Genomic DNA, 21,897 nt, shown 5'->3' with positions numbered 1-21,897 from the left:
TGTCATCCGCAATGGCTGATCGACGCCACTGCCGGACCCGCGCATGACGGCGCAGGCTAACCGCACCTTCCGGTAATGGCTGATACGTCCCATGCCCGTCATTCCTCTCGATCCGGCTTCACCGGCACCCGCGGCCCTGCTCGGCGCGCATGCCCGCTATGGCGCGCTGGTCGCCCTCGACGGCGTCGACCTGGCGCTGCGGCCCGGCCAGGTGCTGGCGCTGCTCGGCCCCAACGGCGCCGGCAAGAGCACCAGCGTGGCCCTGCTGCTGGGCCTGCAGCGTCCCGACGCCGGGCAGGCGCTGCTGTTCGGCCACGACCCCGATGCACTGAGCGCGCGGCGCCGGGTCGGCGTGATGCTGCAGAGCGCCGCCTTGCCCGACACGCTCACCGTCGGCGAGCTGATCGCGCAGACGCGCGGCTACTACGCCTGCCCGCTGAGCGTGGCCGACTGCGTGGCCATCGCCGGCCTGGACGGCCTGCTGCCGCGCCGCTATGGCCGGCTGTCGGGCGGGCAGCAGCGGCGCGTGCAGTTCGCCCTGGCCATCTGCGGCCGGCCCGAGGTGCTGTTCCTGGACGAGCCCACCACCGGCCTGGACATCCAGGCGCGGCGCCAGCTGTGGGCGGCGATCCGCGCGCGCGCCGCGGCCGGCTGCGCCGTGCTGCTGACCACCCACTACCTGGAGGAGGCCGAGGCGCTCGCCGACGAGGTCGCGGTGCTGCAGGCCGGGCACATCGTCGCGCGCGGCAGCGTGGCCGAGCTGCGCGGCCGCGTGCTGCAGCGCTGCATCCGCGCCCGCACCCGGGTGCCGGCGGCGGAGATCGCCCGCTGGCCCGGCGTGCACGCGGTGCGCCACGACGGGCAGGTCCTGGAGATCCAGGCCGAACCGGCCGAACCCATCGTCGCGCGCCTGCTCGCCGCCGATCCGCAGCTGGACGAACTGGAAGTGCGCCGCGCCGGCCTGGCCGACGCCTTCCTCGCCATCACCCAAGGCCGGGAGGCCGCATGAACGCCATCACCGCCACCGCGCCGTCCACGTTGCGGCTGTATGCCACCGAGGCGCGCTTCGAGGCGCTGCGGCTGCTGCGCACGCGCTCCTTCGTGCTGCCCACGCTGCTGTTTCCGCTGATGTTCTATCTGCTGTTCGGTGTGCTGCTCAATCATGGCAATGCCGAGGCCAAGCGCTATCTGATGGCCAGCTACAGCGTGTTCGGGGTGATGGGGCCGGGCCTGTTCGGCTTCGGCGTCAGCCTGGCGCTGGACCGCGAACGCGGCCTGCTCACCCTCAAGCGCGCGCTGCCGGTGCCGCCGGGCGCGCCCCTGGCCGCGCGCATGCTCATGGCGATGGTCTTCGCGCTGTGCGTCGGCGTGCTGCTGCTGATCGTCGGCACCGTGCTGGGCGGCGTGCAGCTGACGCCCGCGCAGGTGGCCGCCCTGCTGACGGTGGACGTGCTGGGCGTGCTGCCGTTCTGCGCGCTGGGGCTGCTGGTCGGCGCCCTGGTCGGCGGCAGCGGCGCCCCGGCGGTGGTCAACATGATCTACCTGCCGATGTCGCTGCTGTCCGGCCTGTGGCTGCCGCTGTCGATGCTGCCGGGCTTCTTTACCAGGCTCGCGCCGCTGTGGCCGGCCTGGCACCTGGGCCAGCTGGCGTTGAAGAGCGTGGGAATGGACGATGGCGGTGCGGTGCTGGTGCATGCAGGCGCGCTGGCCGCGTTCGCGGCGGTGTGCTTCGCGCTCGCCCGGCGCCGGCTGCGTCGGGCATGAAGTTCCGGCGCCTGTGGTGGCAAGATCGTGGCTTCGTTCAGGACCTGACCCCATGACCTTTCCCGTTCCTGCATGGCTGCGGCCCGCGCCGGGCTCGCGTGCCGCCGAACAGATCGCGCAAGGCAAGTCGCCATGGACCGAGGCGGTCCACCTGATCTGGTCGGCCTGGGTGTTCGTGGTGCCGGTGTTCGAGCCTCACGGCTTCACCGCGACCTGGTGGCTGTGCACGCTGGTGTCGTATCCGCTGTTCCTGCTGCTGTACACGCTGACGATGGTCTCGGCGCGCCGCCGGGCGAACATCGCCGCGCTGGGCATGGTGGCGATGGCCTCGGCGCTGTGCGCGGTGTATCCCTCGGCCATCAGCTATTTCATCTTCGGCTGTCTGACGCTCCGGGTGGAGGGGCGGCACGCGTTCGTGCGCTACCTGGGAATCATGCTGGTGCTCAACGCCGCGTTCCTGGCGTGCGCGCTGCTGGTCGGCTACCCCTGGCAGATCCTGCTGTGGCTGCCGATCTCCACCATCGGCACCGGGGTGGTGATCGCTGTGCAGCAGATCAACCAGCGCAAGGATTCGGCCCTGCGCCTGAGCCACGACGAGGTCCGCCGTCTGGCCGCCGTGGCCGAGCGCGAACGCATCGGCCGCGACCTGCACGACCTGCTCGGCCACACGCTGTCGCTGGTGGCGCTGAAGTCCGACCTGGCCGCGCGCCTGATCGAGCGCGATCCGCGCGCCGCGCGCGTGGAGATGGACGAAGTCAGCCGCGTCGCGCGCGAGGCGCTGGCCCAGGTGCGGCGCGCGGTCAGCGGCATCCGCTCGGCGCAGCTGGCCGCAGAGCTGGCCTCGGCCAGGCTGCTGCTGGAAACCGATGGCATCGCGATGGACTATCAAGTCGATGGCGTGTCGCTGCCGCCGGCGGTAGAAACCGCCTTCGCTATGGTCCTACGCGAAGCGGTGACCAATGTGCAGCGCCATGCACGGGCGCGCACGGTGCACATCGCCGTGGCCGCGCAGGACCAGGCGCTGACCCTGCGCATCCACGACGACGGTCGTGGCGGCGCGCTGGTGCCGGGCAACGGCCTGGACGGCATGCGCGCCCGCGTGCAGGCCCTCGGCGGCACGCTGCAGGTGGACAGCGTGCGCGGCCACGGCACCACCGTGCTCGCGCACGTGCCCTGCGCCTCCCCCGCACTCGCCGAAGACTCCACCGTGGGCGCAACGGTCTCTTCAAATCAAATCGCAGCCCCCCTGTAGAGCGGAGCTTGCTCCGCTGCTTTTGGCCGGATCGATCGGGAAAGCCTCAGCGGAGCAAGCTCCGCTCTACAGGGGGGCGCCGCAGCGGTGGCGATGAAGCTTCCCCATATAGAATCCCGCCATGCCCACCCAGCCCCTCCTGCCGTGATCCGCGTCCTGCTGGCCGAAGACCAGGCCATGGTGCGCGGCGCGCTGGCCGCCTTGCTGCGGCTGGAGGACGACATCGACGTGCTCGAAGCGGCGGCCGACGGCGAAGCCGCCTGGCGCGCCCTGCAGCGGCTCACGCCCGACGTGCTGGTCACCGACATCGAGATGCCCGGCCTGTCCGGCCTGGAGCTGGCCCAGCGCGTGCAGCGCCACGGCCTGGCCACGCGCGTGGTGATCGTCACCACCTTCGCCCGGCCCGGCTTCCTGCGTCGCGCGCTGGACGCCGGCGTGGCCGGCTACCTGCTCAAGGACGCGCCGCCCGAACACCTGGCCGAGGCGCTGCGCAGCGTGCATCGCGGCGGCCGCGCCATCGCCCCGGAGCTGGCGCTGGAAGCCTGGTCCGAGCGCGATCCGCTCAACGAGCGCGAGCGCCAGGTGCTGCGCCTGGCCGGCGACGGCGCCAGCGCCACCGACATCGCCAGGCAACTGCATCTCTCGCACGGCACCGTGCGCAACTACCTGTCCGAGGCGATCAGCAAGCTCGGCGTGGGCAACCGCATCGAAGCCTTCCGCGTGGCGCGGCAGAAGGGCTGGCTCTGAGCGCTCAAGCGCGACGGGCCTGGCGCCTAGGCCCGAATCCAAAACTGCGACGCGGGTAAGCCTTTTGCACGCAATCGCATCGCGCCTGCCCGCTACCATGGCGCGTCGTCCCGCCCACGCCACGCATGCTGTCCAAGAACCGCCTCGTCAACCAGATCGGCCCGCTGCTGGCGGCCATGATCTTCGTCTTGATCGGCTGGGGCATCCTGCGCGGCGCCGACCGCTTCGCCACCGATGCGCGCTGGGTCTCGCACACCCACGAGGTGATGGCGCGCATCGATGAGATCGAGGCGCGCCTGCGCGAGGCCGAATCGGCCGAACGCGGCTATCTGCTGACCGGTCAGGTCGGCTATCTGGCCGATTACCAAGCCGGCAAGGAACAGATTCCGCAGCTGTTCGCCGCGCTCGGCGCGCTGGTGCGCGACAACGGCCCGCAGGAGCAGCGTGTCACCCAGCTGCGCACGCTGATCGACCAGCGCCTGCGTCAGACCGACGCGGTGGTGCGGATCTACCAGCAGCAGGGCCTGGCCGCCGCGCAGGCGACCATCGACACGCAGGCGCGTCTGACCTCCGATGCCATCCGCCGCCAGGCGCGGACGATGGGCGACGCCGAGCGCGCGCTGCTGGTCGAACGCGCCGCCTCCAGCGACGAGAGCGCCACGCTGCTGCGCATCCTGGCGATCGCCGGCATCCCGATCGGCATCCTGGTCATCGCCATGGTCTATGCGCTGATGGTGCGCGAGATCCGCGGCCGCCGCCGCGCCGAGCGCCGGATCCAGCAGAGCAACGCGCGCCTGGAGGCCACCGTGGCCGAGCTGGAGCACACCAGCGGCGACCTGCGCGTGCTCAGCCACTTCGCCAGCATGCTGCAGAGCTGCGTGCGCGTGGAGGAGGCGCTGGCCTTGACCGGCGAGGTCATGGCGCAGCTGATGCCGGGCACCGGTGGCAGCATCTATCGCATTCGCGCCTCGCAGGACTACGCCGAGGCGATGGGCGGCTGGGGCACGCCGAGCGCGGCCAGCGCGGCGATGCTGACGCCGGACGATTGTTGGGCGCTACGCCGCGGCCAGCCGCAGCTGGTGCGGGGTCCGGGCACACTGCGCTGCCACCATATCGAGGGCGACGCCGGCGCCACCGCCTGCATCCCGCTCATGGCGCAGGGCCAGCAGCTGGGGTTCCTGTACGTCTCCGCGGACGACGCCGCCTTCCTGGCGCGCGTGCAGCTGATCGAGACCGCGGCCGAGCAGCTGGCCATGGCGCTGTCCAACCTGGAGCTGCAGGAACGCCTGCGCATCCAGTCCATCCGCGAGCCGCTGACCGGCCTGTTCAACCGGCGCTATCTGGAAGAGTCGCTGGCCCGCGAACTGGCGCGCTGCGCGCGCCGCGGCCTGCCGCTGGCGCTGATGATGCTGGACCTGGATCACTTCAAGCGCTTCAACGACACCCACGGCCACCCGGGCGGCGACGCGCTGCTGTCCGGCTTCGGCCAGCTGCTGCAGCAACTGTCGCGGCAGGAGGACATCGCCTGCCGCTATGGCGGCGAGGAGTTCACCCTGATCCTGCCCGAGTCCACACCGCAGGCCGCGGCCGAGCGCGCCGAGCAGATCCGCGCCGCGGTCGAGGCCATGCGCGTGCCGCATCTGGGCAAGGACCTGCCGCCGGTGACGGTGTCGATCGGCCTGGCCTGCTTCCCGCACGACGGCCAGGAGCCCGAGGCCCTGCTGCGCAGCGCCGACCAGGCCCTGTACCGCGCCAAGGCGCAGGGCCGCAACCGCGTCGAAAGCAGCCACGACCCGCGCGCCGTCCGCTCGGCCTGATCTCAGCCCCGGACGTCATCCCGCTTCGGCAAAAGCCCGCCTGGTGTGAGCTTGCCGGCGGCAGCTCGCTCGGTGAGAGCCGCCATGGCGGCGATGAGGCTCTACCGGGAGAGCGTCATCGCCGCCATGGCGGCTCCCACAGAAGACATCGGCGCCTAGGCGGCGCTGTTGCCGCTCACGGCGCGTAGCGGCTGCGCAGCATCTCGAAGGCCGCGCGCAGCGCCATCGCCTCGCCGCCGGCGGGGCGGCCGGGGCGATCGTTGTCGTTCCAGGCGTACACGTCCAGATGCGCCCACGGCGTGCCGGCCGGGACGAAGCGCTCCAGATACAGCGCCGCGGTCACCGCGCCGGCCATGCGCGAGCCGGCGTTGGCCAGGTCGGCCACGTGGCTGGTCAGATAGCGCAGGTACGGCCGCCACAGCGGCAGGCGCCACAGCGGGTCGCGCGTGCGCTCGCCGGCGGCGAGCCAGGCGTTGGCCAGCGCGTCGTCGTTGGAGAACAGCACCGGCAGCTCGGGCCCCAGCGCGATGCGCGCCGCGCCGGTGAGCGTGGCGAAGTCCAGCAGCACCTCGGGCGTGTCCTCGCCAGCATGGGCCAGCGCATCGCCCAGGATCACGCGGCCTTCGGCGTCGGTGTTGTCGATCTCCACGCTCACCCCGGTGCGCGTGGCGATGATCTCGCCGGGGCGGAACGCATCGGGACCGATCGCGTTCTCCAACGCCGGCACCAGCAGGGTCAGGCGCACCGGCAGGCGCTGGCGCATGACCAGTTCGGCCAGCGCGATCGCGTGCGCCGCGCCGCCCATGTCCTTCTTCATGTTGCGCATGCCGTCGGCCGGCTTGAGGTCCAGCCCGCCGGTGTCGAAGCACACGCCCTTGCCGACCAGCGACACCTTCGGCGCATCCTCGGCGCCCCAGCGCAGCGCGATCAGGCGCGGTGCGCGGTGCGAGGCGCGGCCCACCGCGTGGATCGCGGGAAAGTTCTGCGCCAGCAGCGCATCGCCGGTGATCGCCTCGACCTGCGCGCCATGCTCGGCGCCGATCTGGCGCACGACCGCTTCCAGCTCGTCCGGGCCCATGTCCTGGGTCGGCGTGTTGACCAGGTCGCGCACGCGCAGGCAGGCCGCCAGCAGGGCATCGGTGCGCGCATCGACCGCCTCGCGCAGCAGCCGGGCCGGCGTGCGCGTGGCGGTCTTGTAGCGATCGAAGCGATAGGCGCCCAGGCCCCAGCCCAGTTCCAGCGCCGCGCGCGCGTCGGCCGAGCGCGCGCTCACCACCTCCCAGGCGCTGCCGGCCGGCAGGCCCAGCGGCGCGTGGCCGTAGGACAGCGGATCGCCCGCGTCGGCGATGCCCAGCACCGCGCCGGCCACACCCGCCTCGCCCGGCAGCAGCGCCAGCGTGCCCGGCGCGGCGCTGAAGCCCTGCGCCTGCAGCCACGCGGCCACCGCCGGCGGCTGCTGCGCGCACCAGCCGCCGAACTGCTCGCGCTGCAGCACATGCAGCGGGCGCACCTGGTCGGTGCGGGCGTCGAGAAAGGCGGGAGCACTCATGCGGCGGCGGAGTCCTTGTCGTCCAGATGCGCGTCGAGCCAGTCGGCCAGCGCGGTGAGCGTGGAAAATTCGAGATCGGGCCGCGGCTCGTGCAGCGGCCAGGGCGCGCCCTCGCGGTTGAGCCAGGCCGCGCGCAGGCCCGCGCGCATGGCGCCGGCCGCGTCCATCACCGCGTGGTCGCCCACGTGCAGCACCTGTTCGGGCGGCAGCTCCAGGCGCACGCAGGCGGCGTGGAAGATGCTCGCCTCCGGCTTGGCCGCGCCGTGTTCGCGCGCGCCCAGCTGGAACACGAAGTGCTGATCCAGCCCGCAGCGCGCCAGGTCGGCATTGCCGTTGGTCAGCGCCGCCACCGGCACGCGCGCGGCGATCCGCGTCAGCGCCTCGACGGCGTCGGGATAGCACTCGACCCGGTTGCGCTCGGCATAGAAGATCTCGAACGCGGGATCGAGCAGCGCCAGGTCGGCCCCGCTGTGGCGCAGGGCGTGTTCCAGGGTCAGCTTGCGCAGCGCCGAGAGGTCGTGGATCAGGTGCGGGTTGTCGTCGGTGACCTGCGTGCGCAGCTCGCGCATCGTCTCGATCGGGAACTGGCGTGCGGTGGCGGGGCTGTGGGTTTCCAGCCAGGCGTGCAGCTTGCGTTCGATGCGCTCACCGATCGGGGCGAACGGCCACAGGGTGTCGTCCAGGTCGAGGGTGATGGCGCGGATGTCGAAGGTCATGGGGGGCATTTTAGCCTGTGGGCTGTGGCGCCTGCCTTGAGGGGCGCAGCCCGCCCTTGCCGTTGCCGTTGCCGGGCTGTTGCTGTTGCTGTTGCTTTGGCCGTGCTGTTGCCTTTGCTTTACCTGTCTGAGCCGTAAAGCGAGCCGAGCATCGCAGGAAGACGGGGCCGAAGAGTCGCCCTGTTTGAGCGAAGCGAGTTTGGGCGACGTGCCCCGTCTTCCGAGAAGCGCAGGGAACCGCCGCGTATCGGCGGCTCGCGTCCCGGCGAGAAGCGGTTTTGGCTACTTTTGACAAGACAAAAGTAGCTCGCGCGGCGAAGCCGTGCGAAAGCTTTGCTTTTAAGAAGCGCCTGCATGGCGCTCAAGTTTTGCTTGCAAATTTAAAGCGAGACTTGCCAGGAGCTGGCGCCGGGACTTGTAGGACGAAAGCAACGCGCCTGCGGCGCGCCAAGTGCAAAGCTTTCGCGCCTGCGGCGCGACTTCCTTTTGTCTTGTCAAAAGGAAGCAAAACCGCTTCTCGCCGGGACGCACGCCGACGCTACGCGTCGGTCCCCTGCGCTCCTCGCAAAGCAGGGCATTTATCCCCTTTTAGGGACGGCGCCCAAACTCGCTTCGCTCAAACAGGGCGCCTCTTCGGCCCTGCTTTGCTGCGGTGCTCGGCGTGCTTTACGGCTCAGACAGGTGGAGCAACCGCAAAGGCAAAGGCAACAACAGCAACAGCACCAGCAACGGCTGCGCTACTCCATCAGCCGCGCCCACCCCTCCATCCCCTGCACCCGCGCCAGCACCAGCTTGATGCACACCAGCATCGGCACCGCCAACAGCAGCCCCACGATCCCCCACAGCGAACCGAACACCATCAGCGACAGGATCAGGATCAGCGGCGAGAGCCGCATCTGCCGGCCCAGCACGATCGGCGTGACCACCTGGCCCTCCAGCGTGTGCAGGCCCAGATAGATCGCCGCCGGCAGCAGCGAGGGCCAGGCATCGTCGAAAGTGGTCAGGCCCACCACCAGCATCATCACGATGCCGATCAGCGGGCCCACGTAGGGCGCGAAGTTGAGGATCGCCACCATCGTGCCCCACAGCAGCGCATCGGCCAGCGGGAACTTCAGCAGCATCAGCGCGCCGGCGAACAGCAGGCCCACCACACCGTTGATCAGGCTGATGGTCAGCACATAGCGCGAGACCGCGCGCTCGATGGACTGCAGGATGCCCACGGTCAGCTTCTGCTGCTGGCGCCGCGGCATCAGCGCCACGGCATGGCGCTGCAGCGGCTGGCCATAGACCATGAAGAAGAACGTCAGCAGCACCACCGCCAGCACCGAGGCGATCATGCGCGGGGTGGCGGTCAGGGTGCGGTACGGATCGTCGGCGGTGCGCATCACCTGCGGGCGCCGGCCGGTGTCGCCGGCGGCGGCGCGGGCGAAGTTCTCGGCCGCCTGGTTGGCGTCGTAGACCGGCTTGGTCAGCTCATGCAGCTTGGGCGCGAGCTGGCGCAGCTCGCGCGGGGCCGCCTTGGCCCAGGCCGCGGCCGGCGGCACCATCTGGTAGGCCAGCGCCCCGGCCGCGGCCAGGCCCAGCAGCAGCACCAGCAGCGCGCCGAGGAAGCGCGGCACGTACAGCCGCTGCAGGCCGCGCAGCAGCGGGTTGCCGACCAGCGCCAGGAACACCGCCAGCAGCACCGGCAGGATCACCGCCTGCGCCAGCCACAGCGTGTAGCCGCAGGCCAGGAAGGCCAGGATCACCAGCGACAGCGGCCCGCGCGGGCGCGGTGGCGCCGGTTTGACGGGCAGGGGCGTGGGCGCCGGCGAGAGATCGGCTTCAGAGGTGGACATGCGGCGGCTGGCGTTAGCGTTCGGAAACGTCGGTGGCCGCTTCGGCCGGGCGCGGCGCCTGCGCCGCCCAGGCCTCGGTCTCACCGCGCGCCTCGGCGGCGCGGCCATAGGATGACACGCCGCGCGCCGCGGTCGGCGCCGGCCCGCCGTCGGCGGTGGCCAGCCCGGCCGCCCTCGCTGTGGTGTTGCCCTGCGCCAGCCGCGCCGCGTCGTCCGCGCCGGTGGTCGCGGCCGCCGCACCCGCCGCGGCGGCGGCCTGATGGGTGGCCCCGGCCGCCGACTGCGCGCTGCCGGCCGCATCGTGCGCCTTGTCCGCGGCCTGATCGGCCTGCCACGCGGCCATGGCCGCCTGCAGCGAGGTGAACATGCCGGAGATCGCGCTCACCGAGCGCAGCCACTTGGTCGCCCCAACCGCGCGCATCGGCCGGGTCTGGCCGATCACAAAGCCCAGCCCCAGGCCGGCCAGCACGATGCGCCATGGCGTCCAGCCGCGCTTCCAGTGCCCGATCAGGGCATCGGCATCGGCCAGGGTCTGGGCGCGGCGATGCTCGACCAGCGCCTCGGCACGGTCCACGCGATGGCGCAGGTGAGCGAACTTCATGGCGTGCCTCCTCGCTGGGCGCGCAGCTGCTCGGCGGCCGAGCGCGCCTCCGGCCCGGCGTCTTCCTCGTCGTCGTCGCCCAGGCCCATGGCCTTGAGCTGGCGCCGGGTGGCGTCCATCCGGCTGAAGCCGAAATAGCGCAGCGTCTGCCACACGCCCAGCGCGGTGATCGCCAGGCTCAGGCCCGCGGCCACCGACAGCGCGCCGAGCCAGGACAGCCCCAGCCGCTGCAGCAGGGCAATCAACGCGCCCATCAGCAGCAGCCAGCTGGACACGCCGAACGCGGCGGCCACCGACATCCACACCATGGCCCGGGCCAGCGAGGCGCGGGCCAGGGCGAAGTCGGCCAGGACCAGCCGGCGCAGCGATTTGGCGGTGGCCACTGCCGAGGACAGGCTGTCCTTGCCGGCCTTGCCGACGCGACGCAGGCTCTCGTCCAGCGAGGGCGTTGCGTCGTCGCCGGGGGCGGCGTCGTGGTCGGGTGCGCTCACGCCGGCTCCGGTGTCGCGGTCGTGCAGGCGATCAATCGCTGCTGCGTCCCAGCTTGGCGATGACCCAGCCGGCGGCCAGGGCGATGCCGAAGGAGGCCAGCGGACGCTCGCGGATCAGTTCGGCGGCGCTGTCGATCAGGTCGCGGCCCTTTTCCACCAGGGCGTCGACCTGCTCGCGTGCGGCTTCTCCGCCGAATTCGGCCGCGCTCAGGCCGGCCAGCGCGCCGTCGGACAGCTCGGCCTTGGCCGTGGCCTTGCCCAGGCGCAGTTCGTCGCCGGCGACCGAGGCGGCGCCCTTGACCGCATCGCTGGCGGCCGAGGCGGCGGACTTCAGGTGTTCCCCGGCCTCACCGAGGGAGGACTTCATCTTGTTGGCAGCGTCGGACATGGCATGGCTCCTTGAACGGGTGGGACAGCAGGTGGTCGAGCCTACCCCAGGGCCGCATGAATGCCCCGTCAGCGTGCCGCATGCGGCCCGTGACGGGACGGCCAGCATTCAGCGCATCAGCAGCGTGCCGTCCTCGCCGTCGCGCAGCACGCGCAGCACCAGCTGCTGCGGCGGCTTGGCGAAACTGCTGCGGAAGCTGGGCAGGTCGGCGAAGCGGCCGTTGCTGCCCTCGATGATCACATCGCCGCTGCGCAGCCCGTTGGTCCAGGCGCGGCTGCGCGGCTGCACCTGGCCGACCTGCACCCCGCCACCCACGCCGTTGGCGCGCAGGGTCTGGCGCAGGGCCTCGTCGACCTCGTTGAAGGTCGCCCCGGACAGGCGCGGGTCCAGCTGCGCGCCGGGCAGGTCGCGCTGCTGTTCCTTCAGGCCCACGCGCAGGCTGAGCGGCTTGCCGTCGCGGCGGATGTCCAGGGTGACCTGGCTGCCCACGCCCTGCAGGCCTTCGAAGTTGTGCAGCGCCGCGCTGTTGTCGATGCGCTGGTTGTTGGCCTGCAGCACCACGTCCCCGGGCTTGAGCCCCGCGGCGGCCGCGCCCGAACCGGGATACACCCCGGTCACCAGTGCGCCGCGCGGCGTATCCAGGCCCAGCGCCGTGGCCAGGCGCTGATCCACGTCCTGCGTGGTCACGCCCAGCGTGCCGCGCTTGACCACGCCCTTGTTGGTGTAGAGCTGCTCGGCGATGTTGCGCGCCAGGTCGATCGGGATGGCGAACCCTAAGCCGATGTTGCCGGCCATCGAGCCTGAAGGATTGAAGCTGGCGGTGTTGATGCCCACCAGCTGGCCCTGCAGGTTGACCAGCGCGCCGCCGGAGTTGCCCGGGTTGATCGAGGCATCGGTCTGGATGAAGTTCTGGTAGCCGGCCACCGGGATGCCGCTGCGGCCCACCGCCGAGACGATGCCCGAGGTCACCGTCTGGCCCAGGCCGTAGGGGTTGCCGACCGCGACGACGAAATCGCCGACCTGCAGCTTGTCGCTGTCGCCCAGCGGGATCTGGGTCAGGTCCTTGGGCGGGATGCGGATCAGGGCCACGTCGGTGTCCGGGTCCGAGCCGAGGAACTCGGCCTCCACCGTGCGACCGTCGCTCAAGGTCACCGACACGCCGTCGGCGTTCTCCACTACGTGGTGGTTGGTGAGCACCAGGCCGCGCTGGGCGTCGATGATCACGCCCGAGCCCAGCGCGCGCTGCACGCGCTCCTGCGGCATGTTGGGGATGCCGAACAGCCGGCGGAACACCGGATCGTTGGCGAACGGCCCCAGCGGGCTGGCCACGCGCACGGTCTGGCGGCTGTAGACGCTCACCACCGCCGGGGTGACGCGCTTGAGCATCGGCGCCAGCGACGGGACCGCCTGGCCTTCCACCGCGGCCGGCAGCGCCGCGCCCGCGGCGGCGGCCGGCAGGATCGCCGAGGACGGCGGCCCGTCCTCGCGCGCCAGCGCGGGGTGGTCGAAGGTCTGGTACAGGCCAAGGGCGACGAAGCCGCCGAAGGCAGCGGCGGCGGTCAGGGACAGCAGAGTCGGCAGTGGGCGCATACGGGTCGGTGGCGATCGGCATGGAAGGAGGCGCCCGGGGCGTGCGGCATCGCGGCAACGCGCCTGTCCTCACCGACCCCGGCAACCTGAACGAGTGTGATCAGCGGCGCCTAAACCGGCAATGAAATCGGCCCGCGCAGGCGCCGCGCGGGTTCCATGGAAGGCGCACCCGAGCGTTCCACGCAAACTGGGTGACGCGTGGTTGACAGTCCTCGGGGGCGGGACTACTTTCCATGGCTTGCGGCCCCAAGATGTAGCGAGGTGTCCGCGCAATGGCCCCAAGCCATAGGGTTTGGCTTGGGTTTCCCGGCGCCAGTGGGGAAGCGGCGCATGCATCAGGTGTGCAGGCGGTCCAGGCCGGACCGTCACCACAATCTGTTCGACGCTTCAGTGCCTTGCCCGGGCATGCGTGCGCACACGCCGCAGCTGACCGAAATTTCATCCATCTCGCGCGCGCGCCTAAGCTGGCGTGCGCGCCTTTCATCCATGACGGAGAGCTCCAATCCATGAGCACGGTGCGCCTTGAGGCGGTCAAGAAAGCAGAAGCGGCCCGCGTCATCCCGATGCAGCCCGCGTCCCAGGACATCTGGGACAAGAAGTACCGCCTGAAGAGCAAGGCCGGCGTGGCCATCGATGCCGACATCGACGGCACCTACCAGCGCGTGGCCCGCGCCCTGGCCGACGCCGAGCCGACCGCCGAGAAGCGCGCCTACTGGTACGAGCGCTTCGTCTGGGCGCTGCGCCGCGGCGCCATCCCCGCCGGGCGCATCACCTCCAACGCCGGCGCGCTGGAACACAAGCCGGCCACCAGCACGATCAACTGCACCGTCTCGGGCACCATCACCGACTCGATGGACGGCATCCTGGAGAAGGTCCACGAGGCCGGCCTGACCCTCAAGGCCGGCTGCGGCATCGGCTACGAGTTCTCCACGCTGCGGCCCAAGGGCGCCTTCGTCGCCGGCGCCGGCGCCTACACCTCCGGCCCGATGTCCTTCATGGATATCTTCGACAAGATGTGCTTCACCGTGTCCAGCGCCGGCGGGCGCCGCGGCGCGCAGATGGGCACCTTCGACGTGTCGCATCCGGACGTGAAGGACTTCATCCGCGCCAAGCGCGAGGACGGCCGCCTGCGCCAGTTCAACCTGTCCTTGCTGATCACCGACGGCTTCATGCAGGCGGTGGAGGACGATGCCGACTGGCCGCTGGTGTTCCCGGTCAACCAGAAGGAACAGGGCGACATCGACCTGACCGACGCGGCCAAGGTGGTCTGGCGCGAGTGGCCCAACGCCGACCAGTACGTGCAGCGCGACGACGGCCTGGTGGCCTGCAAGGTGTACGGGCATATCCGCGCCCGCCACCTGTGGGACATGATCATGGTGTCCACCTACGACTACGCCGAGCCGGGCTTCATCCTGATCGACCGCGTCAACGAGATGAACAACAACTGGTGGTGCGAGAACATCCGCGCGACCAACCCCTGCGGCGAGCAGCCGCTGCCGCCTTACGGCGCCTGCCTGCTGGGCTCGATCAACCTGACCACCTTCGTGCGCGACCCGTTCACCGAGCAGGCGCGCTTCGACTGGGAGGAATACAAGGAAGTCGTGCGCGTGTTCACCCGCATGCTCGACAACGTGGTCGAGGTCAACGGCCTGCCGCTGCAGCAGCAGCGCAACGAGATCCTGCGCAAGCGCCGCCACGGCATGGGCTTCCTGGGCCTGGGCTCCACCCTGACCATGCTGCGCATGAAGTACGGCAGCGCCGACTCGTGCGAGTTCACCGAGCAGATCGCCCGCGACATGGCGGTGGCCGGCTGGGAAACCGGCCTGGCGCTGGCCAAGGAGAAGGGCGCCGCCCCGATCATGGAGGAGCGCTTCGAGGTGACCCCGGCGATGCTGCGCCAGCGCCCGGAAATGGAGCGCGACGGCTGGCGCGTCGGCCAGCAGATCGAGGGCAAGGTGCTGCACGCCAAATACAGCCGCTACATGCAGCGCGTGGCCTCGGTCGCGCCCGAGCTGGTGGACGAGCTGGCCGAGGTCGGCGCGCGCTTCACCCACCACAGCTCGATCGCGCCCACCGGCACCATTTCGCTGAGCCTGGCCAACAACGCCTCCAACGGCATCGAGCCCTCCTTCGCCCATCACTACAGCCGCAACGTGATCCGCGAGGGCAAGAAGTCCAAGGAGAAGGTGGACGTGTTCTCCTACGAGCTGCTGGCCTACCGCGAGCTGGTCAACCCCAAGGCCATGCCGTTCTCCGAGGACGCCCAGGCCAAGCTGCCGGACTACTTCATCGCCGCCGACGACATCAGCCCCAAGGAGCATGTCGACGTGCAGGCCGCCGCGCAGAAGTGGGTGGACAGCTCGATCTCCAAGACCGCCAACGTGCCCACGGACTATCCCTACGAGCAGTTCAAGGACATCTACCGCTACGCCCACCAGCAGGGCCTGAAGGGCTGCACCACCTTCCGCTTCAACCCGGCCGCCTTCCAGGGCGTGCTGGTCAAGGAGGCGGACCTGGAGAACACCACCTACCGCTTCGAGCTGGAGGACGGCTCCTTCGTCGAGGTCAAGGGCAACGAGCAGATCGAATACGACGGCGAGATGCACACCGCCGCCAACCTGTTCGACGCGCTCAAGGAAGGGTATTACGGCAAGTTCTGAGCGCCGCGCGTGCCGGCCCACACCGGCATGCGCGATGCTGGAAGACCCCTGCGTCGCCGGCAGCACGGCGCAGGGGGGACACCCATAACACGCGGCTGCACTGGCATCGTCTTGGCACCCCTACGAGCCCTGATGGAGGGCACATGAGCACAGGAACGGAAATCTCGGCGACGCTTTCCGAAGCCGCCGAAAGTGTGAAGGAAAAGACCAGCGAGCTCGCCACCGTCGTGGCCGAGGCCGCCTCGCATGCCGCCGACACCGTCGCCAAGCGCGCGGCCACGGCGAAGAAGTCCGCCAGCAAGACCCTGGAGAAGGCCAAGAAGGCCGTGACCAAGCGCACCAGCAAGGTCACCAAGGCGGTCAAGAAGACCGTGGCCAGCACCAAGCAGAAACTGGTCGCCGCCAGCGCCTCGGCCAAGGCAGAGGCCGCCGCGCTGAAGGCCAAGGGCGTGGGCAAGCAGGTCGCCGCCAAGAAGGCCGCAAAGAAAGTGGCCAAGAAGGCGACGGCCAAGCGGCTCGCCGCCAAGCCAGCGGTGAAGAAGGCCGCCGCCAAGAAGGTTGCGGTCAAGAAGGCCGTCAAGAAAGCCGCAGTGAAGAAAGCGCCGGCCAAGAAAGCCGCCGTCAAGAAGGCGCCCGCCAAGAAAGCAGTGAAGAAAGCCGTCAAGAAAGTCGCCAAGCAAGCGAAGTGACCCGCAGCACCGCCCTGGCCGCGCCCCGGCCAGGGCACACCGCCTGAGCGCGCCTACTGGCGCACGGCGGTGTCCTCCCACCTCAACGCAGTACCGCATCCAGGACCCAAGGCCATGGCCGTCAAGATCGACAAGAAAATCAAGGGCTACAGCGTGCTCACCCCGGAAGACAAGGCGCGCCAGGCCGCCGCGCCGGTGCCCGCCGAGTCCGTCAGCCGCGCCACCGCCGAGGCCGAGCTGCCCGTGGCCGAAGTCATCCAGATGCACGAGCGCATCGAGCGCCCCGACGTGCTGGTCGGCAGCACCTACAAGATCAAGTCGCCGATGGTCGAGCACGCCATGTACGTGACCATCAACGACATCGTGCTCAATGCAGGCACCGAGCACGAGCACCGCCGCCCGTTCGAGATCTTCATCAACTCCAAGTCGATGGAGCACTTCCAGTGGATCGTCGCGCTGACGCGCATCATGTCGGCCGTGTTCCGCAAGGGCGGCGACGTGACCTTCCTGGTGGACGAGATGAAGGCCGTGTTCGACCCGCGCGGCGGCTACTTCAAGGCCGGCGGCGTCTACATGCCCTCGCTGGTCGCCGAGCTCGGCGCCATCGTCGAGGAGCACATGAAGTCCATCGGCCTGATCCACGACCCGGAAATGTCCGAGCACCAGAAGGCGATCCTGGCCGAAAAGCGCAAGCAGTACGAAGACCGCTCAAAAAAAAACACTGACGTAACCCCCAGCGCCAAGCGCAGCGACGCTGTTGCCCCCTCCCTTTCGCGCAGCGAAGGGGAGGGCCGGGGAGGGGTCGCTCCTGCCTCTGCTCCCACTTCCGCCGTCATCCCCAACAGCACCGCCGACCACGTCGAGGACATCGAAGTCACCGGCGACGGCGCCAGCTTCCCGCCCTCGGCCAGCATGTGCCACAAGTGCAACACCAAGGCCATGGTGATCATGGATGGGTGTCAGACTTGTTTGAATTGCGGGTATTCGAAGTGCGGTTAACTCAGAATATGGATATATTTACTCAGATCACGTACGTGGTAGGTCGCCTGACTCCAGACGGTGTGCAAATGCTTGGCACTGGATTCCTGTTCAGGCCTGACGGATATATTGCGACCACCCAACATGTAGTAGGCGTTGATCCATCAAACCTGGTTATCCTCGCTCCCCACATATCAAAAATTGATGAATATCAAGATTTATCCGATAACTCCTGCGTACCCATTCCAGTAACTGTAGAACAGCTCGACCCTATACGGGATCTGGCTGTTCTGAAAGGGGAAATAATTTTTAACGTTAATCTCCCGTCACTTTCGTCATTTGACCGAGTTGCCGTGGGTAGTGACTTGTGTATCTTTGGTTATCCACATTGCGTTGAGGGGCGCAGAGCCCTGACTTTTCAAAAGGCTGAACTTGGGGCTAAGGTGAAAATTAGCGAAAAAGGAGTATCGACAAATCACGCCGTTATTAACGTTCAAGCTCGCCCTGGCCAATCGGGTTCGATTGTTTTTAATCCACAAACCGGGACTGTTGCGGGTGTGCTGGTGGGCGCTTGGGCGCCAGCTGGAGGTGGGGGAATTTCGCTTGGTGGAATTAATCCCAGGGAGTTGCATCAGACGACCCACTGTGTCCCGGCAAGCTATTTGGAAGAGATGGTGTGATCGAAATCCCTGCCGGCAGTTTAGATGAGTGGCTGGAGCCGCTTAAACCATTTCAGCGTTCACATTTGGCTGCTTTTTTAGCACATGAAGAGCCTGAGGCCGCTGCTCAAGATTGGTTGAGTAGTACTGGCTCAAGCCAGATTATTCCTTTTGGTGGTGTCCCTAATCCAAATCCTTTCTGGGATCGATTTAGGCTTGAGTTTCGTAGATTCGTGTGTGATGACTCCGCTTACGTGGAAGAAAAGCAAGCACTGATTGCTGAGGCCGGGCCGGCCACGAAAGCTATACTTATTTCTGGGATTTCCGCGGCAATAGGGGCGACTATCGGTTACTCTGCAACGTTGCTCGCGCCCGCGGTGGCCCTCCTTCTATATGTAATCGCAAAGATGGGTTTACGGGCGTATTGCAACGTTGACGTTTAAAGGTCTTGCGGGCAGGTGTGAGCCCAAGTAGGAGTCAGGATACAGCTTTGAGCAGAATTGGTTGAGAGAGGACAATAGGGGTCAGAGTGCAGTTTTGCTCGTAAGCGACGGGCTCTGGCCCGTGCTTTCGCGACCATGAAACCGCACTCTGAGCCCTGTTCTGGGCCCATTGGCGCCGTGAGTCGGTAATGCGCCGGGTTTCACGCGGCCGCCTCATTCCGGACCGCCGTATGCCACGCATGCGCCGCGCGCAGACGCTGTTGCAGGATCTCCGCCAGCCGCGTCACCGCCGGCGGCGGCGCGACGACCGCGCGGTGGAGGGTCAGCCCCAGCGCCGGCAGCGTCGGCAGGCCGCCGGCGCCGGGCGGCAACAGGGTCAGTGTGTCCGGCACGCCGGCCGGCGTGCGTAGGGTCACGCCCAGGCCGGCGCGCACTGCGGCCCACACTCCGCCGAGGCTGGCGCTGGTGAAGGCGATGCGCCATGGGATGCCGGCGCGGTCCAGTGCCGTGGTCGCGGCGGTGCGCAGCAGGCACGGCGCCTCCAGCATCACCAGCGGCAGCGGTGCGTCGCCGCTCCAGGCCAGCGCGGGCGAGAGGCCGGGTGCGGCGGCGATCCAGCGCAGTGGCCAGGGCGCCTGCGCCTGGCAATGCGCCGAGCCGGCGCCGGACTCCCAGGCCAGCGCCAAGTCCAGTTGGCCGGCCTCGACCCGTGCCCGCAACTCGTGCTGGCGGGCGATGCGCGCTTCGATCCGCACCTGCGGGTGGGCGCGGGCGAAGCGCCCCAGGACGTCGGGCAGCATGTGTTCGCCGAAATCCTCCTGCAGCCCCAGCCGCACCCAGCCCTCCAGGGTCGTGTCCTGCAAGGCCACGATCGCCTCGTCGTTGAGCTCGAGCAGACGCCGCGCATAGCCCAACAAGGCCTCGCCGGCCTCGGTCAAGGCCAGGCCGCGGCCCTGGCGGCGGAGCACCGGCTGGCCGGCCTGTTCCTCCAGCTTCTTCAACTGCGCGCTGATCGCAGAGGTGGACCGACCGCGCCGCTCGGCCGCCTTGGCGAAGCTGCCCAGTTCCACGCCGACGACGAAAGTGCGCAACGCATCGAGATCGAAGGTGATCGGGCGCATCGGAACGATCCTGTTTTTCCGGATAAATGATTCGATATTTTCCGATTTTACGGAAGATCCGGCGCCACTAGGCTATGTTCGTTCCCCATTGCGAGGCCTCCGATGCGCGATTCCACCCCCACCGCCCCTTCCCCGCAGGCGGCGTTCGCCGACATCGCGCCGGCCTTTGCCCGGTTGACCGACGAGGTGCTGTTCGCCGAGGTGTGGCAGCGCCCCGGCCTGTCGCCGCGCGAGCGCAGCCTGGTCACCGTCGCTGCCTTGGTGGCGCTGTACCGTCTGGAGCAGCTGCCGTTCCACCTGCAGCGCGCACTGGATCACGGCCTGGACCGCGACACCCTGGCCGAGGCCATCACTCACCTGGCCTTCTATGCCGGCTGGCCGTGCGCGGCGTCGGCGCTGCCGTTGCTGCGCACCGCCGCTGCGGCCCGGCCGGCCACGACGGAGACGCCGTGATGCCGCATGCCCGTATCTCGCTGCTGCGCGGCACCTCGCCCGCTTATCTGCGTGCGCTGTCGTCCAGTCTCTACCAGGCCATGCACGAGGCCTTCGAGGTGCCTGCCGGCGATTGCTTCCAGATGATCCACCAGCTGGCGCCGGAGGAACTGGTGTTCGACCGCCACTACCTGGGCGGGCCGCGTTCGGACCGCTTCGTGCTGATCGCCCTCACCGCCGGCCGCGAGCGCAGCGATGCCTGCAAGCAGGCGTTCTACCGGCGCCTGGTCGAACTGCTGGCCATCGCGCGGGGATCGCGCCGGAGGACGTGATGGTCACCATCGTCACCACCTCGGCGCAGGACTGGTCCTTCGGCGGCGGCCGCGCCGGTATCGCAGCCAGCGGGGCGCCGGCATGATCGCCATGCAGTACAGCATCGCGCTTCCGGCCGACTACGACATGGCCATCATCCGCCGCCGCATCGCCGACAAGGGGCCGCTGCTGGACACGCTGCCCGGGCTGCTGTTCAAGGCCTATCTGGTCGCGGATCGGCGCGATCCGGCGCTGCCCGCCCGGCAAAACCTGTATGCGCCGTTCTATCTCTGGCGCGATGCGATGGCCATGCATCGCTTCCTCGACGGCCCCGCGTTCGCGGCGTTGTGCGAGTCCTTCGGCCGCCCGCCGGTTTCGTGCTGGATGGTCGAGGCCGCGAGCACACCTGCGGTCCTGCGCACGGCGCGCTACGCCACGCGCCAAATCCAGGCGGCCGCCTTCGCATCGATGGATGGCGCACCCGACGAAGTGGGAGAGGCGCACGATCGCGCGCTGGCCACGGTGCTGGGCTACGAACCGCAGGGATGGACGCGCCTGCGCTTTGGTCTGTGGCGCGATTTGCCGCCGGCGGCGCACAGCGTGCAGTCCTACGTCGTGCACCACCTCAGCGCGCCAGGCGTCGCCGCGGCAGCAGGGTGAGGCGATGACGACGCATGCTTAGAACAGATCGCGCAGTGATGGGGTCAGGTTTCCCGCCAACAGCCTGACTTTGAGCCCCATCGGCAAGTAGGGGCCGGAGTCCAGTTTCCTATGGGAGCGACGAGATCGGCTTCTATTTTCGCGAACATAAAGAGCTGCACTCTGACTCTTGATGTGGCGTGTTCGCGCACATGAAGCCGCGCTCTGACCCCTGTTTTGGCGCAGCCGCCTCAGCCTGTGATGGGCGGTCGGAAGCGCTTGCGCGCACGTGCGACTTGCACACGCACTACGCAGTCTTCGGCGTGATCGTTCACCAGGCCCATCGCCTGCATGAAGGCATACACGGTGGTCGGGCCGACGAACTTCCAGCCGCGCGCCTTCAGCGCCTTCGATAGCGCCACGGACTCCGGCGAGGTCGATCGGGTCTGCGGCACGGGCGGTGCCGGCGCCTCGTAGCGCCACACGAACGCCGCCAGTGAGCCTTCGCGCTGCACCAGTGCCTGGGCCATGCGCGCGTTATGGATGGCCGCCTCGATCTTGCCGCGATGGCGCACGATGCCGGGATCCTGCAGCAGCCGGGCCACGTCGTGCTCGTCGAACGCCGCAAGGCGGTGGTAATCGAAGTAGAGGAAGGCGGCACGGAAGTTCTCGCGCTTGGCCAGGATGGTGCGCCAGCTCAACCCGGACTGGAATCCTTCCAGGCAGAGCTTCTCGAACAGGCGACGGTCGTCGTCGACCGGGAAGCCCCACTCGGTGTCGTGGTAGTGGAAGAACTCCGGCGCCGCCGCGCACCAGCCGCAGCGCGGGCGGCCGTCAGGGCCGGGAACAGTGACGCTCATACGGCGCTCCTGGGACTGTCGACATGCCGACTCACGGCAGCAGGAACTCGAGGCAGGTCGCCACCTTGGCCGGTGCCACCTCGACGATCTCGCTGTGCACCACGCCAGCGGCGACGAAGGGATCGGCCTGCAGCCTGCGCTCTAGGTCCGAGCGGCTGAGGCCATGCGCCAGGATCGCGCCGCCGGCCTGCGGCGGAAGACTGCCGGCCAGCGCAAACACGCCGTCATCGAAGCCTTGCTGCAACCACTGCGCATGCGCCTGCAGCAGCGGCGCGGCCTGGCTGCGGTCGACGGCGAAGCGTAGAAGCACGATGAACATGCACGTACCCCTGTGGAAGAAAGCGATGGAGG

General features: G+C 69.0%; 23 protein-coding genes. 13 read left to right on the top strand and 10 right to left on the bottom strand.

The window, feature by feature from the left end:
• Positions 1 to 91 precede the first annotated feature (91 nt).
• From MWN52_RS16020 to MWN52_RS16000, 5 genes are all read left to right on the top strand, one after another.
• The gene (locus MWN52_RS16020; protein WP_131660385.1) at positions 92 to 1,009 is read left to right on the top strand and encodes an ABC transporter ATP-binding protein; all 918 of its coding nucleotides are present in this window, start codon (positions 92 to 94) and stop codon (positions 1,007 to 1,009) included.
• Positions 1,006 to 1,764 (top strand): ABC transporter permease, encoded by a 759-nt coding sequence (locus MWN52_RS16015; RefSeq protein ID WP_286575492.1) that lies wholly within the window; start codon positions 1,006 to 1,008, stop codon positions 1,762 to 1,764. Before MWN52_RS16020 ends, MWN52_RS16015 begins: the two co-directional genes overlap by 4 nt.
• Before the next feature lie 52 nt (positions 1,765 to 1,816).
• Positions 1,817 to 3,016, top strand: a complete 1,200-nt coding sequence (locus MWN52_RS16010; RefSeq protein ID WP_286575491.1) for a sensor histidine kinase — start codon at positions 1,817 to 1,819, stop codon at positions 3,014 to 3,016.
• Positions 3,017 to 3,160: 144 nt separating this feature from the next.
• A complete protein-coding gene (locus MWN52_RS16005; protein ID WP_130536110.1) occupies positions 3,161 to 3,763 on the top strand; it encodes a response regulator transcription factor in 603 nt (200 codons plus the stop codon).
• Positions 3,764 to 3,888: 125 nt separating this feature from the next.
• On the top strand, positions 3,889 to 5,580 hold the full coding sequence (locus tag MWN52_RS16000; protein ID WP_286575490.1) for a sensor domain-containing diguanylate cyclase: 1,692 nt from the start codon (positions 3,889 to 3,891) through the stop codon (positions 5,578 to 5,580).
• A gap of 175 nt (positions 5,581 to 5,755) precedes the next feature.
• On the opposite strand, the gene MWN52_RS15995 is transcribed toward MWN52_RS16000, so the two are convergent.
• From MWN52_RS15995 to MWN52_RS15965, 7 genes are all read right to left on the bottom strand, one after another.
• Positions 5,756 to 7,129, bottom strand: coding sequence for a leucyl aminopeptidase family protein (locus MWN52_RS15995; RefSeq protein WP_286575489.1), 1,374 nt, complete (start codon positions 7,127 to 7,129; stop codon positions 5,756 to 5,758).
• Positions 7,126 to 7,845: an HAD family hydrolase gene (locus MWN52_RS15990; RefSeq protein ID WP_286575488.1), complete on the bottom strand. Its 720-nt coding sequence runs from the start codon at positions 7,843 to 7,845 to the stop codon at positions 7,126 to 7,128. Before MWN52_RS15990 ends, MWN52_RS15995 begins: the two co-directional genes overlap by 4 nt.
• Positions 7,846 to 8,582: 737 nt before the next feature.
• Positions 8,583 to 9,683 carry an AI-2E family transporter gene (locus MWN52_RS15985; RefSeq protein WP_286575487.1) on the bottom strand — a complete coding sequence of 367 codons (1,101 nt, stop codon included), beginning with the start codon at positions 9,681 to 9,683 and terminating at the stop codon, positions 8,583 to 8,585.
• A gap of 13 nt (positions 9,684 to 9,696) precedes the next feature.
• Complete coding sequence (locus MWN52_RS15980; RefSeq protein ID WP_130535004.1) at positions 9,697 to 10,284, bottom strand: hypothetical protein; 588 nt, start codon at positions 10,282 to 10,284, stop codon at positions 9,697 to 9,699.
• The gene (locus tag MWN52_RS15975) at positions 10,281 to 10,775 is read right to left on the bottom strand and encodes a phage holin family protein (protein ID WP_286575486.1); all 495 of its coding nucleotides are present in this window, start codon (positions 10,773 to 10,775) and stop codon (positions 10,281 to 10,283) included. The genes MWN52_RS15980 and MWN52_RS15975 overlap by 4 nt, the downstream gene beginning before the upstream one ends.
• Positions 10,776 to 10,806: 31 nt before the next feature.
• A complete protein-coding gene (locus MWN52_RS15970; protein ID WP_130524469.1) occupies positions 10,807 to 11,163 on the bottom strand; it encodes a hypothetical protein in 357 nt (118 codons plus the stop codon).
• A 108-nt stretch (positions 11,164 to 11,271) separates the two neighbouring features.
• Positions 11,272 to 12,753, bottom strand: a complete 1,482-nt coding sequence (locus MWN52_RS15965; RefSeq protein WP_130535007.1) for a Do family serine endopeptidase — start codon at positions 12,751 to 12,753, stop codon at positions 11,272 to 11,274.
• A gap of 506 nt (positions 12,754 to 13,259) precedes the next feature.
• On the opposite strand from MWN52_RS15965, the gene MWN52_RS15960 reads away from it, so the two are divergent.
• The 5 genes from MWN52_RS15960 (at position 13,260) to MWN52_RS15940 (ending at position 18,182) form a co-directional block, all read left to right on the top strand.
• On the top strand, positions 13,260 to 15,413 hold the full coding sequence (locus MWN52_RS15960) for an adenosylcobalamin-dependent ribonucleoside-diphosphate reductase (RefSeq protein ID WP_286575485.1): 2,154 nt from the start codon (positions 13,260 to 13,262) through the stop codon (positions 15,411 to 15,413).
• Positions 15,414 to 15,556: 143 nt separating this feature from the next.
• Positions 15,557 to 16,102: a hypothetical protein gene (locus tag MWN52_RS15955; RefSeq protein ID WP_286575484.1), complete on the top strand. Its 546-nt coding sequence runs from the start codon at positions 15,557 to 15,559 to the stop codon at positions 16,100 to 16,102.
• A 114-nt stretch (positions 16,103 to 16,216) separates the two neighbouring features.
• Positions 16,217 to 17,101, top strand: a complete 885-nt coding sequence (locus tag MWN52_RS15950; protein WP_286575482.1) for a TSCPD domain-containing protein — start codon at positions 16,217 to 16,219, stop codon at positions 17,099 to 17,101.
• Positions 17,102 to 17,136: 35 nt separating this feature from the next.
• On the top strand, positions 17,137 to 17,760 hold the full coding sequence (locus MWN52_RS15945) for a S1 family peptidase (protein ID WP_286575481.1): 624 nt from the start codon (positions 17,137 to 17,139) through the stop codon (positions 17,758 to 17,760).
• A complete protein-coding gene (locus MWN52_RS15940) occupies positions 17,757 to 18,182 on the top strand; it encodes a hypothetical protein (protein WP_286575479.1) in 426 nt (141 codons plus the stop codon). The genes MWN52_RS15945 and MWN52_RS15940 overlap by 4 nt, the downstream gene beginning before the upstream one ends.
• A gap of 200 nt (positions 18,183 to 18,382) precedes the next feature.
• On the opposite strand, the gene MWN52_RS15935 is transcribed toward MWN52_RS15940, so the two are convergent.
• On the bottom strand, positions 18,383 to 19,303 hold the full coding sequence (locus MWN52_RS15935) for a LysR substrate-binding domain-containing protein (RefSeq protein ID WP_286575477.1): 921 nt from the start codon (positions 19,301 to 19,303) through the stop codon (positions 18,383 to 18,385).
• A 102-nt stretch (positions 19,304 to 19,405) separates the two neighbouring features.
• On the opposite strand from MWN52_RS15935, the gene MWN52_RS15930 reads away from it, so the two are divergent.
• From MWN52_RS15930 to MWN52_RS15920, 3 genes are all read left to right on the top strand, one after another.
• Positions 19,406 to 19,756, top strand: coding sequence for a carboxymuconolactone decarboxylase family protein (locus tag MWN52_RS15930; protein WP_286575475.1), 351 nt, complete (start codon positions 19,406 to 19,408; stop codon positions 19,754 to 19,756).
• Entirely contained in the window at positions 19,756 to 20,067 is a 312-nt protein-coding gene (locus tag MWN52_RS15925; protein WP_286575473.1) for a tautomerase family protein, read from the top strand. The genes MWN52_RS15930 and MWN52_RS15925 overlap by 1 nt, the downstream gene beginning before the upstream one ends.
• A gap of 82 nt (positions 20,068 to 20,149) precedes the next feature.
• Complete coding sequence (locus tag MWN52_RS15920; protein WP_286575472.1) at positions 20,150 to 20,707, top strand: DUF4865 family protein; 558 nt, start codon at positions 20,150 to 20,152, stop codon at positions 20,705 to 20,707.
• Positions 20,708 to 20,937: 230 nt separating this feature from the next.
• On the opposite strand, the gene MWN52_RS15915 is transcribed toward MWN52_RS15920, so the two are convergent.
• Positions 20,938 to 21,546 (bottom strand): DNA-3-methyladenine glycosylase I, encoded by a 609-nt coding sequence (locus MWN52_RS15915; protein WP_286575471.1) that lies wholly within the window; start codon positions 21,544 to 21,546, stop codon positions 20,938 to 20,940.
• Between the two features lie 31 nt (positions 21,547 to 21,577).
• Entirely contained in the window at positions 21,578 to 21,865 is a 288-nt protein-coding gene (locus tag MWN52_RS15910) for a YciI family protein (RefSeq protein ID WP_286575470.1), read from the bottom strand.
• Positions 21,866 to 21,897: the final 32 nt, after the last annotated feature.

It is taken from the genome of Pseudoxanthomonas winnipegensis (assembly GCF_030322905.1).
In the GTDB taxonomy this organism is placed as follows: domain Bacteria; phylum Pseudomonadota; class Gammaproteobacteria; order Xanthomonadales; family Xanthomonadaceae; genus Pseudoxanthomonas_A; species Pseudoxanthomonas_A winnipegensis.
Note: the sequence above shows the minus strand (reverse complement) of the source record. Positions and strands in the feature narration are given on the sequence as shown.